Here is a 14,912-nt window from a genome sequence, read left to right on the forward strand (position 1 = left end):
CCCTTTTTACGAGGAGTATGTCAGATACAAGCCTGACAAGCTTGTCCTGCCAGACACCAAGCCAGACACAAAGAAGGGGATCCTCATGCCGAAGTCGTCCAATACCCAGCCCAGATACAAGCGTGTTCTGCTCAAGCTCAGTGGCGAAGCCCTGGTGGGCGACCATGGTTTTGGTATTGACCCCAAAGTGCTTGATCGTATGGCGCTGGATATTGGCTCCCTGATCGGCATTGGTGTCCAGGTTGGCCTGGTGATCGGTGGTGGTAACCTGTTCCGGGGTGCTGCACTGAATGCTGCCGGCATGGACAGGGTGACGGGCGACCACATGGGAATGCTGGCAACCGTGATGAACGGGCTGGCCATGCGCGATGCCCTTGAGCGTTCCAACATTCGTACCCGGGTTATGTCTGCCATCCCCATGAGTGGTATTGTTGAACATTACGACCGCCGCCGCGCCGTGCGTGATCTGAAAGACGGCGACGTGGTGATCTTCTGTGCGGGGACGGGAAATCCGTTTTTTACAACCGATTCAGCGGCTTGTCTGCGTGGCATCGAGATTGAAGCTGATGCCGTGCTGAAAGCCACCAAGGTTGATGGTGTTTACTCCGCGGACCCCTACAAAGACCCGACCGCGGAAAAGTACGAGCACCTCACTTACGATGAAGTGCTGGACAAGAAACTGGGCGTGATGGATCTGACCGCCATCTGCCTTGCCCGGGACCATGGCATGCCCCTTCGGGTCTTCGATATGAACCGGGCTGGGGCGCTGACCCGGATTGTCACCGGGGAATCTGAAGGCACATTGATTGAGTAATCTGATTGGGACATTTTGAACAACGAATCCGAGGATGCTGCAGTGATTGACGATATTAAAGCTGATGCCGAAAAGAAGATGAAGAAAAGCCTTGAGTCCCTGAACTCGGCTTTCAACAAGATCCGTACCGGTCGTGCCCACCCCTCCATTCTGGACAGCGTGATGGTTGATTATTACGGCCAGGAGACACCGCTGAAGCAGGTTTGTAGCGTGAACGTGGAAGACAACCGTACTTTGTCTGTTTCGCCCTGGGAAAAGCCGCTGCTACCGAAGATCGAGAAAGCGATCATGATGTCGGATCTGGGCCTCAACCCGTCGAACAACGGTGAAGTCATTCGTATTCCCATGCCGATGCTGACCGAAGAAACCCGTAAGGAAATGGTCAAGCAGGCCAGGGCAGATGCGGAACATGGCAAGGTTTCCGTCCGCAACGCGCGTCGGGATGCCAACAGCGCGCTGAAAGAACTGCTGAAAGAAAAGGAAATCAACGAAGACGAAGAGCGCCACGGTGAGGATGAAATCCAGAAATTGACCGACCGCTATATCGCCGATATCGAGAAGCAGCTAAAGGCCAAGGAAGAGGACCTGATGGCTGTCTGAGCAGCTGGTCAATTTCAGCAACACGATCAGTCAGCATCGGCACCGTTGCCGGGTGCTGGCTGGACAGGGGATTGCATGACGGAAAGTGTATCCGCAGAGATTCCGGTAGCGGCTGGCAGCCAGCCCCGGCATGTGGCCATTATTATGGATGGAAACAACCGCTGGGCCAAAGCCCGGCGGTTGAAGGGCGTTGCCGGCCATAAGGCCGGTGTGAAGGCCGTCAGGTCAGTGGTGGAAACCTGTGCCCGGGAAGGGGTGGAGGTACTGACACTTTTCGCGTTCTCCAGTGAGAACTGGCGCCGCCCCGAGGACGAAGTATCGGCGCTGATGCGTCTGTTCCTGTTTGCCCTGGAGCGGGAAGTGAAAAAGCTCCATCGCAATGATATCTGCCTACGCATTATCGGCGACCGCTCGGCCTTCAGTGCGAACCTTCAGGAACACATGAACCGTGCCGAAGAGCTCACCCGTGACAATACCCGGATGACTCTTGTCATAGCCGCAAACTACGGTGGCCACTGGGATATCACCCAGGCCAGCCGCAAAGTGGCCGAGAAGGTTCGCAAGGGTGAGCTGGCGCCTTCGGATATCACCGACGACCTGATACAGCAGCACCTCTCCATTGGCGATTTGCCCATGCCCGACCTGATGATCAGGACGGCAGGTGAGCAACGCATCAGCAATTTCATGCTCTGGCACCTGGCTTACACCGAGTTGTATTTCTCTCCTGTTTACTGGCCGGATTTCCGTGAACAGGAAATGAGCCAGGCGCTACAGGCGTATGCGGGCCGGAAACGCCGATTTGGTCAGACCGATGACCAGATCGCCAGCGTGTCATCGGAACAATAACGACAAGATAGCGAACGATACCGTGCTTAAAACCCGTATTATTACCGCGCTGATACTGGCGCCTATTGCCATCGGCGGCATTTTCTTCCTGCCGCCCCTGGGCTTCGCCCTGTTTACCGGTGCTATCATCACGATTGGCGCCTGGGAGTGGGCCAATATGTCCGGCATAGTGGCGCCTGCGGCCCGTATAGCCTATGCCCTGGTGGTTGCTGCGGTTCTCTATGGTCTGCTGAATGTACCGGCCGTGGCTGTTCTTTGGCTGGCCCTGTTCTGGTGGGTTCTGTGTTTTTTGCTGGTGCGACGCTATCCGGCCGGTTCCGAGCGCTGGGGCAGTGTGCCGGCCCGGGCTATCATGGGGCTTCTGGTACTGGTTCCCGCTTGGGTCGGGCTCAACCATATCCGCACCGGCGGCTTTGAGTTTGGTGAAATCACCAACAGCCTGTTGGTGATTCTCTACGTTTTCTGCGTGGTGTGGGTAGCGGATATTGGTGCCTATTTCTCTGGCCGTGCTTTCGGCAAGGCCAAGCTTGCGCCACGGGTCAGTCCTGGCAAGTCCTGGGCCGGTGTATGGGGTGGCCTGGTGGCTGTTGCCGTGTTCGCGGTCATTATCAGCACGCTGGCCTCGGCAACCGTGGCCCAGTCTGGTCTGCTGGTTATCGCCAGCCTGGTGACCGGTGCTGTTTCGGTGCTGGGCGACCTGCTTGAAAGCATGCTCAAACGTTTCCGCGGCATCAAAGACAGCAGCCAGCTGTTGCCGGGCCACGGTGGCATCATGGACAGAATCGACAGCCTGACGGCAGCCATTCCTGTATTCGCGCTGCTTGTTACGCTGCTTGGTTGGCTGACCACGGGGCAATGGTGACCCCTGTGAAGCGATCCATAACGATACTGGGTGCAACAGGCTCCATAGGCCTGAATACGCTGGACGTCGTCCGCCGGCATCCGGATCGTTTTGCGGTGCATGCGCTGACCGCTAGTACCAGTGTCGAGAGCATGGCGGAACTGTGCCATGAATTTCGCCCCCGCTATGCGGTGATGGCGGATCAGCAAGCCGCCCGGGCGTTAATCGAGGTACTTTCAGATCTGCCATCGGTAACCGTTCTCAGTGGTAATGAAGCGCTGGGCCAGGTGGCGGCAGATGCCGAAGCCGATACCGTGATGGCCGCGATTGTTGGCGCGGCCGGCCTGCCACCCACATTGGCGGCTGTGCGGGCTGGCAAGCGTGTATTGCTGGCCAACAAGGAAGCGCTGGTGATGTCCGGCAAGCTGTTCATGGACGCGGTCGCTGCCTCCGGGGCGGAAGTGCTGCCAATCGACAGCGAGCACAATGCGATTTTTCAGTGCATGCCCCCCGACAAAATCCGCAATACTGGCAGCGCAGGCATCACCCGCATTCTGCTGACGGCATCGGGTGGCCCTTTCCGTACCCATTCTGCCGAGGCGCTGCGTCATGTGTTGCCGGCAGAGGCCTGTGCGCATCCCAACTGGTCCATGGGCCAGAAAATCTCGGTGGATTCGGCAACACTGATGAATAAAGGGCTGGAATTAATCGAGGCCTGCTGGCTGTTCAATACCACGCCGGAAATGATCGAAGTGCATGTGCATCCGGAAAGCATCATTCACTCCATGGTTGAATACGCCGATGGCTCCGTGCTTGCCCAGCTCGGCAGCCCCGACATGCGCACGCCGATTGCCAACGGCCTGGCCTGGCCTGAGCGAATCGACGCCGGGGTGGCACCGTTGGATCTTTTCCGTATCGGGCAGTTCAATTTCGAAAGGCCCGATCTTGAGCGCTTTCCCTGCCTGCGGCTTGCTGCCGAGGCTTTTCAGCAGGGCGGAACCGCGCCAGCTGTACTGAATGCGGCGAATGAAGAGGCGGTGGCAGCGTTTCTTGCTGGTAAACTGGGTTTTGCCGACATTCCCTTTATCATTGAGCAGACCCTGGCGGCCACCGAGGTTGTGCCGGCCGACAGTTTCGAAACCATCTTTGCCAAGGATGCCGAAGCCCGCGCCCTGGCCCGGGAACAGATCCTGGGGCGGGCTGTCTGATTCAGGCGGGCCCGGCGGGCGGGCTGATCAAACTCAACAGAGAACACTATGCAGATAGTTGAAACCATACTGGCGCTGGTACTGACGCTGGGCATTCTGGTAACCCTTCATGAGTTCGGTCACTTCTGGGTGGCGCGGCGCTGTGGGGTAAAGGTGCTGCGTTTTTCGGTGGGTTTTGGCAAGCCATTGTTCTCCTGGTACGACCGCCAGGGTACCGAGTTTGCGGTTGCCGCCATTCCGCTTGGTGGCTATGTAAAGATGCTGGACGAGCGGGAAGGGCCGGTACCTGAGGACGAGAAGCATCTGGCCTTCAACTCCAAGCCGCCGTCAAAACGCATAGCCATTGCAGCGGCCGGCCCGGTGGCCAACTTCCTGTTTGCCATATTTGCGTACTGGCTGCTCAGCGTAGTGGGTTTCACCACCGTCGCGCCCATCATCGGAGAGGTTAACGAGGGCAGCGTTGCTGACCGCGTGGGGCTCGCCTCTGGTATGGAAATCCACGAGGTTGACGGGCACCGGGTAACGTCCTGGCGTGACGTGAACATGCGCCTGCTTGAGCGGACCGGCGAGTTCGGTGAAATAACCATTGATGTCTCCCGTGACGGAAGCCGGGGCACGCTGACAGGGTCCCTGGACGGATGGCGCCTCAATGACGAGAACCCTAACCCTTTGGGTGAATTCGGCGTCACGCCCTGGCGGCCGGATGTACCGCCTGTCCTGGGACAGATTGTCGCTGGAGGAAGGGCTGAAGCTGCGGGCCTGAAGTCCGGTGACCGGGTGGTTGCGGTAGATGGAGAACCGGTGTCTGACTGGTTCGAGCTGGTCTCGTTTATTCGGGAAGCCCCCGAAACACCACTGGAGCTAACGGTTGAGCGTGACGGCCGCACTCAGCAGATTGTGGTAACACCTGCAGAAAACAAGGCAGACGACGGCACGGTTACCGGGCTTGTGGGGGCCGGCGTCAGTGAAGTGACATGGCCCGATGAAGTGCTGCGGGATGTCAGCTACGGGCCCCTGGCCGCGATCCCCAACGCCGTATCCGAAACCTGGGGTGACACCCGGCTGACCCTGGTTGCTATCAAAAAAATGGTGACCGGGCTGCTGTCTCCCTCTAACCTTAGTGGCCCGATTACCATTGCAAGGATAGCCGAAGCCAGTGTAAGTTCCGGCTTTGAAGATTTTGTACGTTTTCTTGCCTACCTCAGTGTCAGCCTCGGGGTGCTGAATCTGTTGCCAGTACCGGTTCTGGATGGTGGGCATATTGTCTATTACACCATCGAAGCCATCCGTAAAAAGCCGCTTTCCGAACAGGCACAGGCTTTCGGGTTACGTATTGGTATGGCAATGATCCTCACATTAATGGTGTTTGCACTTTACAACGACCTGATGCGGTTGTGAGAATTGCGAACTCCTTACGCGCATCAACAGGCGAAATTATTGAATGAGACGTTCTTTTCTGGGTTTAGCTGTAGGTCTGGCAATCGCCACTTCCGCCATGAAACCGGCTCTGGCTGATGAATTCACCGTATCTGACATTGAGGTAGAAGGCCTTCAGCGGGTATCCGCAGGAACGGTATTCTCTGCATTTCCCGTATCCATCGGCGAGCCTGTTGATGAAGTTGAACTGGCTTCCGCCATCAAGGACCTGTTTCGTACCGGGCTGTTTACCGATATCGAGGCGAGCCGGGACGGTGGTGTGCTGATCCTGACCGTCAAGGAGCGGCCATCAATCACCTCCATCGACATTGATGGCAACAAGAACATCGAAACCGACATGCTGATGGACGCGCTGTCCGGTGCCGGCCTGCAGGAAGGCCAGGTGTTTCGCCGCGCCACCCTGGAGCGGCTGGAACTGGAGATTCTGCGGTCTTATATCAGTCAGGGCCGTTACAACGCCCGCGTAAAGGCAACGGCCGAAGATCTCCCGCGCAATCGGGTTGCCATCCGGCTGGATATCAATGAAGGCACAGTGGCAGCCATTCAGCATCTCAACATTGTTGGCAACGACGCCTTCGACGATGAAACCCTGCTGGATCTGTTCGAGCTGAGAACCACCAGCTGGTGGAACTCCATCACCAACTCCGACAAGTACGCCCGAGAGCGCCTGAGCGGCGACCTGGAGTCCCTGCGGTCTTTCTATCTTGATCGTGGCTATATCGACTTCAACGTCGAATCCAGCCAGGTGTCCATCTCGCCTGACAAGAAGCAGGTGTTCATTGCGATCTCCCTGAATGAAGGGCCCCAATACACGGTTTCCGACGTCAATCTGCGTGGCGAGCTCATCGTTGATGAGGAAGAGCTGCGCGAGCTTATCCCCATTGAAGAGGGTGACGTATTTTCCCGTTCCCGCATGACGGCGATTTCCGAGTCGCTGTCCAGGCGTCTCGGCCGTGAAGGTTATGCCTTTGCCAGCGTAAACGCCGTGCCGGAGCCAGGCGAGGATGACACCGCATCAGTCACCTTCTTTGTGGAACCCGGCAAGCGGGCCTACGTCCGGCGCATCAATTTTGATGGCAACGTTTCCACAAGAGACGACGTGCTGCGCCAGGAAATGACCCAGATGGAAGGCGGTGTGGCGTCAACAGACAGAATCGAGTTTTCCAAAACACAACTGGAGCGGCTTGGTTTCTTCCAGACCGTGGATGTGGAGACGGTTCCGGTCCCCGGTACCGACGACCTTGTAGACGTCAACTACTCGGTGGCGGAGCAGGCAACGGGCAGCCTCTCGGCGTCTGTTGGCTTCTCCCAGGCTTCCGGCGTTATCCTCGGGGCCAACGTGTCCGAGAACAACTTCTTCGGCAGCGGTAAGCGGGTATCCTTTGGCGTAAATGTCAGCGACTCCATCAAGAGCGCCAACTTCTCCTACCTGGATCCTTACTACACCGTGGACGGCGTAAGCCGGGGCTTCAGCGTGTTCGCCCGTGAAACCGATTTCGAAGAGCAGGATATTTCATCCTACCTGCTGGATGAGTATGGCGGCCGGGTCACTTTCGGGTACCCCACCGACAACGTCACCCGGCTGAACTTTGGTCTTGGTTATACTCTCTCCAAGGTCAAGGAGGGCGCGTTTACCTCCGAGGAAGTGCGCACCTTTATCGACGAAGAAGGTAACGACTTCAACAACTACTTCCTGTTCGGTTCATGGCGCCGCAGTACTCTGAACCGGGGCGTTCTGCCGACTGATGGTTACAGCGTTTCCCTGTCCACGGATATTGCCGTGCCCGGCAGTGACCTTACGTTCTATAAAGTGAACCAGAAAACCGAGTTCTATCAGCCGTTCAATGAGAACCAGACCTGGGTCTTCCGCGCACGTTCAGAAATCGGCTATGGTGATGGATACAGCGGACGAACAGTGATGCCGTTTTACGAGCACTTCTATGCCGGCGGTTATGGTTCGGTGCGCGGATATGAGGCAAACTCTCTGGGGCCTCGGGCCACAAATGCGCCCAACGACTTCTCTGACCCGGACCCGTTCGGCGGCAGCCTGCTGACGGAGGGCAGTCTTGAGCTGATCTTCCCCACGCCGTTTGCCGGCGATACCCGCTCAATGAGAACGGCGTTCTTCGTGGATGCGGGGCAGGTGTTTGACGCTGACCGCAACTTTGACCCGGCTCTGGATGAAGTCCGGCTGTCGGCTGGTGTAGGATTCCAGTGGATCACAGCGGTTGGTCCGCTGGCATTCAGTCTTGCCAAACCTCTGAACGACAAGAGTGGCGACGATACCCAGATATTCCAGTTCTCCCTGGGGCAGACATTCTGATCAGAGAGCGAACGGAAACGCGGTAATAATTGAAAAACAGGAGAAATAACATGTTCCGATTGTCCATGGCAGTATTGTTGGCTGCTCTGATGGCAACCACCACGGTTGCAGCTGAAACTCGTATTGGCGTGGTTGATTTGCGCCAGGCACTGTTCTCGTCCAAAGATGCAAAAGCATTCAGTGAGCAGATGCAGCGGGATTTTTCCGCTGAGGAAGCAAAGGTCAGGGAGGCTCAGGAGGCCGCCCGAAATCTGCAGGCGCGCCTGGAGAAAGACGGCGCCATGATGAATGAGTCTGAACGCACCAAAATGACCGCCGAATTCCAGGAAAAGGTCAAGGAGTTCAACTTTCTCAAGCAGCGCCTGGATTCCACTGTGGCAAACCGCAAACAGCAGTTTCTGGAAGACGCCCGCCCGGAAGTGGATGCAGCCGTCAAGGAATTGCTGGACGAGCATGATCTCGACCTGATTCTACCCAGTGAGGCCGTTGTGTACGTCAAGCCCGACATGAATCTGACGGAAGAGCTGCTGGAGAAGCTGGACCGCTGATAACGGCGGGACTGGTAATGGCCAGCCCGGAAAAACCTTGTGGAGCTGATAATGACTAAGCGTTCATACCGGCTGGGCGATATTGCCTCTGAGCTTGGGGCGGAACTCAGGGGCGATCCCGATACCGACATCGGCGGGATTGCCACGCTTCAGGCGGCGGCTCCGGGCCAGATCGCATTCCTGGCTAATCCCTCCTACGCACGTTATCTTGCAGACACCAGGGCTTCGGCGGTTATCGTCTCTCCATCGGTCGCTGATCAGTGCTCTACCAATGTCCTGTTACTGGACAATCCTTACCTTGGATATGCTCGTCTGAGCCACTGGTTTGATCCTGCGCCTGTACCACGGCCTGGTGTTCACAAGTCTGCGGTGGTTGACCCGTCAGCGCAGGTATCGCAAAGCGCCAGTATCGGGCCACAGGCCGTTGTCGAGGCCGAGGCGGTTATTGGTGACCACGTGGTGATCGGTGCCGGCAGTATCATTGGCGCCCGCTGCACGGTTGGTGAACATTCAGTGCTGCGCCCGCGCGTTACCCTTGCTCACGACATTGTGCTGGGCAAGCGTTGTCATATTCTGAGTGGTGCAGTTATCGGTTCGGACGGCTTCGGGTTTGCCAATGAAAAAGGCGCCTGGCACCGGATCGCGCAACTTGGCCGGGTAGTCCTTGGCGATGATGTTGAAGTCGGGGCGAATACCACGATTGATCGCGGTGCGCTCGACGACACCGTCATTGGCAATGGTGTGAAGCTCGATAATCTCATTCAGATAGCACATAACGTGAGTATTGGTGATCACAGCGCCATGGCGGCAATGGTTGGAATTGCCGGCAGCACCCGGGTCGGCAGCCATTGCGTCTTCGGTGGCCAGTCGGGAGTGGCAGGCCATCTGACGATTGGTGATCAGGTACACCTGACGGGCATGACCCTGGTTTCGAATGATATAGCGGAACCTGGCGTGTATTCATCGGGAACCAGTGCCGACACCAACCGGCAATGGCGCAAGAATGCCGTGCGTTTTCGTCAGCTCGATGCCATGGCGCGTCGGCTAAAAGAACTGGAAAAGAAAATAGAAGGCTGAGGCCGTTACTGATGATTATGAACATCAAAGACATCATGGAATACCTGCCCCACCGTTACCCCTTTTTGCTGGTTGACCGGGTGACCGAGTCGGAAAAAGGGCAGTTCATCAAGGGATACAAGAACATTTCCCTGAACGAGCCATTTTTTAACGGCCACTTTCCAAACAATCCCATTATGCCGGGCGTGCTTATTATCGAAGCCATGGCGCAACTCTCGGGCATTCTCGGCTTCCTGACGGTTGGCCGGAAGCCGTCGGATGGCGTGGTACAATACCTCGCTGGTTCCAGCAAGGCGCGCTTCAAACGCCCGGTTGTGCCGGGGGACAGACTGTGCCTGGAATCCCGGATGATCTCGGGTAAACGTGGAATCTACAAATTCGAGTGCCGCGCACTGGTAGATGACGAAGTCGTCTGTGTGGCAGAAATACTGACCGCTGAGAGAGAAGTCTGATGGCGACAAAAGAATGGTCGGGAGTCCATCCTCAGGCGATCGTTGATCCGTCTGCCAGGCTGGCTGACAACGTCGTTGTTGGTCCCTGGAGCTATATTGGCCCGGATGTGGAGATCGGTGAAGGTACCGAAATCATGTCCCATGTGGTGATCAAGGGCCCCACCAGAATTGGCCGCAATAACCGCATATTCCAGTTCTCCAGTGTGGGTGAGGAGTGCCAGGACAAGAAGTACGCGGGCGAGCCGACCACGCTGGTGATTGGCGACGACAATACCATCCGTGAAAATTGCACCATTCACCGGGGGACTGTCCAGGACCGGGGTGAAACCAGCATTGGTAGCGGCAACCTGCTGATGGCCTACGTTCACGTTGCCCATGACTGCATCATTGGTGACAACACCATCCTGGCCAACTGTGCCACTCTGGCCGGGCATGTATCGGTAGGTGACTATGCCATCCTTGGCGGCGGCACCATGGTCCATCAGTTCTGCCACATCGGCACCCACAGCATGAGCGCCGGCGGAAGCATCGTACTCAAAGACATTCCTGCCTACATCATGGCCAGTGGCCAGTCCGCCCAGCCATTCGGCATGAACGTGGAAGGACTGCGGCGCCGTGGCTTCAGCAAGGAAGTTCTGCTGATTCTTCGGCGCGCCTACAAGGTCATCTATCGTCAGGGCCTGACCACCGAACAGGCGGTAGTGGAACTGGAAAAAGCCTATTCCGATATCCCCGAAGTGCAGCCTCTGATTGAATCTCTTCGTGTTGCAGACCGCGGCATTATCCGCTGACCAGGGAGCGGCTATCCCGGTGACGGACCATCCCGAAAATCCCGTAATCAGTACCCGCAAAGTCACCTTTGCCATCGTGGCCGGAGAAGCCTCCGGCGATATCCTCGGCGCGGGCCTGATTCGCTCGCTCCGGCACCGATATCCTCATGCCCGTTTCGTGGGCATTGGCGGCGAGGAAATGGTGGCTGAAGGCTTTCACTCGCTGGTGCCCATGGAACGGCTTTCCGTTATGGGGCTGGTGGAAGTGCTTGGCCGCATCCGTGAGCTGTTCAGCATTCGTGCCCGTTTGATGGACTATCTGCTGGCAACGCCGCCGGATGTGGTGATCGGCATCGATTCCCCGGATTTTACCCTGGGCATTGAACGGCGATGCCGTGATGCCGGCATGCTCACCGCCCACTATGTCAGCCCCTCGGTCTGGGCCTGGCGCCAGAAGCGTATCTTCAAGATTGCCAAATCCGTCAACCTCATGCTGACGCTGTTTCCCTTCGAAGCGCGATTCTACGAAGAGCACAACATTCCCGTGGCCTTTGTGGGCCACCCCCTGGCAGACAGAATCCCGATGACGCCGGATACCGCCGGCGCCCGCAAGGCGTTGGGGCTGCGCGACGACGCACCTGTGCTGGCCATCCTGCCCGGAAGCCGGGGAGGGGAGGTTGAACGCCTTGGCACCCTGTTTCTGGAAGCCGCACGCTGGATCCAGGGCAAACGTCCTGACCTGCAACTGGTGATTCCGTGCGTCAACCGGGAGCGGGAGCAGCAGGTCCGGGCGCTGGTGGAGGCCCTGGATGTGAAGCTGGAGGTGACCATTGTGCGTGGCCGTTCGCGGGAAGTGATGGCATCGTCGGATGTGGTCCTGCTGGCCTCCGGAACCGCAACGCTCGAAGCCATGTTGCTCAAGAAGCCCATGGTCGTCGGGTACCGGTTAAGCGGCCTCAGTTTTGCGTTGGTATCGCGGCTGGTGAAGGTGCCCCACGTGGCGCTGCCCAACCTGCTTGCCCGTGAGCCTTTGGTGCCGGAATTTCTGCAGGATGACGCCACACCAGAGACCCTGGGCGAAGCCGTTCTCGAGCGCCTGGAAAACGAAACCGAACGCGCCCGCCTCACCGAAGCCTTCTCCCACCTGCATGAACAGTTACGGCAGAATGCTGACGAGCAGGCAGCAACTGCTCTTTCAGCATTGATCGAAGGTAAGCAGCCATGAGCAAAAGACCGCTACCACCCTTTGAGTGCCGTTATCAGGGCCGGCTGCTGGCCGGCGTGGACGAGGTCGGCCGCGGGCCGCTGGTAGGCGCCGTGGTCACAGCGGCCGTGATACTGGATCCGGAAAAGCCGATACCGGGCCTGGCGGACTCGAAAAAGCTGACAGAAAAACGCCGTGAGGCCCTGTACGAACAGATCATCGAACGCGCCGCTTCCTGGAGCCTTGGCCGCTGTGAAGCCGACGAGATCGACCGCCTGAACATCTTCCATGCCACCATGGTGGCGATGGAGCGGGCGGTAGCCGGGCTTCATATCCCCCCCGAATACGTGCTGGTGGACGGCAACCGCTGCCCGAACTGGCATTGGCCATCGGAGCCGGTGATAAAGGGCGACAGCCGGGTGGAAGCCATCAGCGCGGCCTCAATACTCGCCAAGGTAACCCGAGACCGGGAGATGGCAACACTTCACGAAACTTATCCCCACTACGGATTTGCCAGCCACAAGGGCTATCCCACGCCAGTGCACCTGGAAGCACTCGGCAGGCTGGGGGCCACTACCCAGCACCGGCGTTCATTCAGGCCGGTTCAGGAAGCCATAGAGGCGGTCGGCATGATCAGCACGGGTTCCGCCGACGAACTGTTGTATCCTTCCGATCTCTTTGAAAATATCGATTGACAGACTGCCAGCGGATCCTTACTATACGCGCACGTTGATCGGGGGTTGCCTCGAAAACAACAGCCAGTTTATTGCGGGGTGGAGCAGTCTGGTAGCTCGTCGGGCTCATAACCCGAAGGTCGTAGGTTCGAATCCTGCCCCCGCTACCATATAAAGAAAGGCAGATCAGTATTATACTGGTCTGCCTTTTTTCGTTTCTGTCTCCAGAACTTCCTGACCAGGAGAAGCCCTGATGGAGAATCGCTCACCGCGAACAACGAGCTTCGAAGTCACCAGCCTCGAAGAGCTGGCGCCGATGGCTGACTACTCGCTGATGGATAATCTGAACTGTGATCCCGAAGCAGATCCGGATGGCGTCGACCACATGCCGAGGCAGGTCTTTACGGGGCATTATGTGCCAGTCAGGCCAACGCCAATCGAAGCCCCGGAATACGTTGCTCACAGCGAAGATCTGTTCCGCGAGTTGGGCTTTGCTGACAGCCTGGCTCAGTCCACGGACTTTGTCCGGATGTTTTCTGGGGACCTTGCACAGGTTCCGGAGCCGATGCGCAAGGTCGGTTGGGCGTGTGGCTATGCGCTGTCCATCTACGGCACTGAATACACCCAGCAGTGCCCGTTTCAGACCGGCAATGGCTATGGTGATGGGCGAGCAATTTCGGTGCTTGAGGGTGTTTTCAACGGTCGACGTCGGGAAATGCAGTTAAAGGGGGGCGGCCGGACACCATACTGCCGCGGCGCTGATGGCCGGGCTGTTCTAAGATCGAGTGTTCGCGAGTTCCTGGCACAGGAGCATATGCACGCGCTGGGCGTGCCGACCTCCCGATCCTTGAGCCTTTACGTATCGAAAACCGAAAAGGTGATGAGGCCCTGGTATTCGGAGGGCTCCCGTATGAGGGATCCGGACCAGATGATTGCAGAGCCAGTTGCAATTTCCACCCGTGTGGCACCGTCATTCATCCGGGTGGGCCAGCTCGAGCTCTTCAGTCGTCGTGCCCGGAGGCAGGAACATCCCAAAGCGATGGAGGAGCTCGAGCAGCTCGTACTTCATCTGATCGATCGGGAGTACGCTGGTGTCATTGATCAATCACTCGATACTCCCACAAAAGTCGTGATGCTGGCGCGTGAGTTTCGCGGCCGTCTTGCCTCCCTGGTTGCGAACTGGATTCGTGTCGGTTATTGCCAGGGCAACTTTAATAGTGACAACTGCGCCGCTGGCGGCTTCACGCTGGATTATGGTCCTTTCGGGTTCTGCGAAGTATTTGACCCTCTCTACCAACCATGGACGGGTGGAGGACAGCACTTCTCCTTCCTGAATCAACCTGTGGCAGCGGAACGGAACTTCAGGATGTTCTGTTTGGCCCTGCAGCCTCTACTGAACGCCCATCAGAGGGAGATGGCTCAGCTCGAGGAAATTCATGCAGGTTTCCCGGAGGTGATGAAGGCGGAAATGGAAAAGATGTGGGCAGCGAAGCTGGGGCTTGACGCCTTTGACGCCGGCCTCTTCAGGGAGCTTATGGCGCTGATGACGCAAACGCCAGTGGACTACACCCTCTTTTTCCGGGAGCTGTCTTCGATACCTGACGACATTGAGCCACTCAAGAAGAGTTTTTACAGGCCGCCGAATGAAGCAGGGGCAGCCGATTCAGCAGCGCTGTTCAGGCGCTGGGCACAATGGCTCACTGAGTGGAAATCGCGTATCGGGCGCACCCGGGAGATGAAAGTCGTCAATCCGAAATACACGATGCGGGAGTGGTTGGTCGTGCCCGTCTATCAACAGGCAGCCGAGGGCCACTACCAGCCACTCAAAACGCTGCAGGGAGTATTGACACAACCATACGCCGAGCAATCAGAAAGGGCCGAGGAGCAATACTACAGACTGAAGCCGTCAGAATTGTTCGATCTCGGCGGGTTTTCCTATTACAGCTGTTCGTCGTAACCAGATAATTGAGAACAGGATTCGCTGTATGGAGGCCAGATAGCTACAGAGCCAATGGTGGGCAGTCTTCGCGCTGGTCGCGTAATAAGCGTAAGATGATGTGACTGCCCGCACTGGTCGGCTTGGCAAGCCCGAGAAAACAGTATCCAAAGGAGCGGAGT

At 57.5% G+C, this 14,912-nt stretch carries 14 protein-coding genes and 1 tRNA gene; all 15 read left to right on the forward strand.

The window, feature by feature from the left end; genetic code table 11:
* The first annotated feature begins 85 nt into the window (after nucleotides 1-85).
* The 15 genes from pyrH to QPL94_RS15520 all read left to right on the forward strand — a co-directional run bounded on the left by pyrH (nucleotide 86) and on the right by QPL94_RS15520 (nucleotide 14,751).
* Nucleotides 86-814, forward strand: coding sequence for a UMP kinase (pyrH, locus tag QPL94_RS15450; RefSeq protein WP_285358580.1), 729 nt, complete (start codon nucleotides 86-88; stop codon nucleotides 812-814).
* Between the two features lie 42 nt (nucleotides 815-856).
* Nucleotides 857-1,414 (forward strand): ribosome recycling factor, encoded by a 558-nt coding sequence (frr, locus tag QPL94_RS15455; protein WP_285358581.1) that lies wholly within the window; start codon nucleotides 857-859, stop codon nucleotides 1,412-1,414.
* A gap of 75 nt (nucleotides 1,415-1,489) precedes the next feature.
* On the forward strand, nucleotides 1,490-2,260 hold the full coding sequence (gene uppS / locus QPL94_RS15460; protein ID WP_285358582.1) for a polyprenyl diphosphate synthase: 771 nt from the start codon (nucleotides 1,490-1,492) through the stop codon (nucleotides 2,258-2,260).
* Between the two features lie 22 nt (nucleotides 2,261-2,282).
* Entirely contained in the window at nucleotides 2,283-3,122 is an 840-nt protein-coding gene (locus QPL94_RS15465) for a phosphatidate cytidylyltransferase (protein ID WP_285358726.1), read from the forward strand.
* Entirely contained in the window at nucleotides 3,116-4,309 is a 1,194-nt protein-coding gene (ispC, locus tag QPL94_RS15470; protein WP_285358584.1) for a 1-deoxy-D-xylulose-5-phosphate reductoisomerase, read from the forward strand. Before QPL94_RS15465 ends, ispC begins: the two co-directional genes overlap by 7 nt.
* A gap of 48 nt (nucleotides 4,310-4,357) precedes the next feature.
* Nucleotides 4,358-5,707, forward strand: a complete 1,350-nt coding sequence (rseP, locus tag QPL94_RS15475) for an RIP metalloprotease RseP (RefSeq protein WP_285358585.1) — start codon at nucleotides 4,358-4,360, stop codon at nucleotides 5,705-5,707.
* Between the two features lie 43 nt (nucleotides 5,708-5,750).
* Entirely contained in the window at nucleotides 5,751-8,069 is a 2,319-nt protein-coding gene (gene bamA / locus QPL94_RS15480) for an outer membrane protein assembly factor BamA (protein WP_285358586.1), read from the forward strand.
* 50 nt (nucleotides 8,070-8,119) lie between these two features.
* Nucleotides 8,120-8,617 carry an OmpH/Skp family outer membrane protein gene (locus tag QPL94_RS15485; RefSeq protein WP_137437818.1) on the forward strand — a complete coding sequence of 166 codons (498 nt, stop codon included), beginning with the start codon at nucleotides 8,120-8,122 and terminating at the stop codon, nucleotides 8,615-8,617.
* A 51-nt stretch (nucleotides 8,618-8,668) separates the two neighbouring features.
* The gene (lpxD, locus tag QPL94_RS15490) at nucleotides 8,669-9,694 is read left to right on the forward strand and encodes a UDP-3-O-(3-hydroxymyristoyl)glucosamine N-acyltransferase (RefSeq protein WP_285358587.1); all 1,026 of its coding nucleotides are present in this window, start codon (nucleotides 8,669-8,671) and stop codon (nucleotides 9,692-9,694) included.
* 14 nt (nucleotides 9,695-9,708) lie between these two features.
* Nucleotides 9,709-10,146 carry a 3-hydroxyacyl-ACP dehydratase FabZ gene (gene fabZ / locus QPL94_RS15495; RefSeq protein ID WP_137437926.1) on the forward strand — a complete coding sequence of 146 codons (438 nt, stop codon included), beginning with the start codon at nucleotides 9,709-9,711 and terminating at the stop codon, nucleotides 10,144-10,146.
* The gene (gene lpxA / locus QPL94_RS15500; protein ID WP_285358589.1) at nucleotides 10,146-10,937 is read left to right on the forward strand and encodes an acyl-ACP--UDP-N-acetylglucosamine O-acyltransferase; all 792 of its coding nucleotides are present in this window, start codon (nucleotides 10,146-10,148) and stop codon (nucleotides 10,935-10,937) included. The genes fabZ and lpxA overlap by 1 nt, the downstream gene beginning before the upstream one ends.
* 19 nt (nucleotides 10,938-10,956) lie before the next feature.
* Nucleotides 10,957-12,141 (forward strand): lipid-A-disaccharide synthase, encoded by a 1,185-nt coding sequence (lpxB, locus tag QPL94_RS15505; protein WP_285358590.1) that lies wholly within the window; start codon nucleotides 10,957-10,959, stop codon nucleotides 12,139-12,141.
* Nucleotides 12,138-12,815 carry a ribonuclease HII gene (gene rnhB / locus QPL94_RS15510; RefSeq protein WP_285358591.1) on the forward strand — a complete coding sequence of 226 codons (678 nt, stop codon included), beginning with the start codon at nucleotides 12,138-12,140 and terminating at the stop codon, nucleotides 12,813-12,815. Before lpxB ends, rnhB begins: the two co-directional genes overlap by 4 nt.
* Nucleotides 12,816-12,887: 72 nt before the next feature.
* Nucleotides 12,888-12,964 (forward strand) — tRNA-Met (locus tag QPL94_RS15515).
* A gap of 83 nt (nucleotides 12,965-13,047) precedes the next feature.
* Complete coding sequence (locus tag QPL94_RS15520; protein ID WP_285358593.1) at nucleotides 13,048-14,751, forward strand: protein adenylyltransferase SelO; 1,704 nt, start codon at nucleotides 13,048-13,050, stop codon at nucleotides 14,749-14,751.
* Nucleotides 14,752-14,912: the final 161 nt, after the last annotated feature.

Origin of the sequence: Marinobacter sp. SS13-12 (genome assembly GCF_030227115.1) — a bacterium.
GTDB lineage: Bacteria > Pseudomonadota > Gammaproteobacteria > Pseudomonadales > Oleiphilaceae > Marinobacter.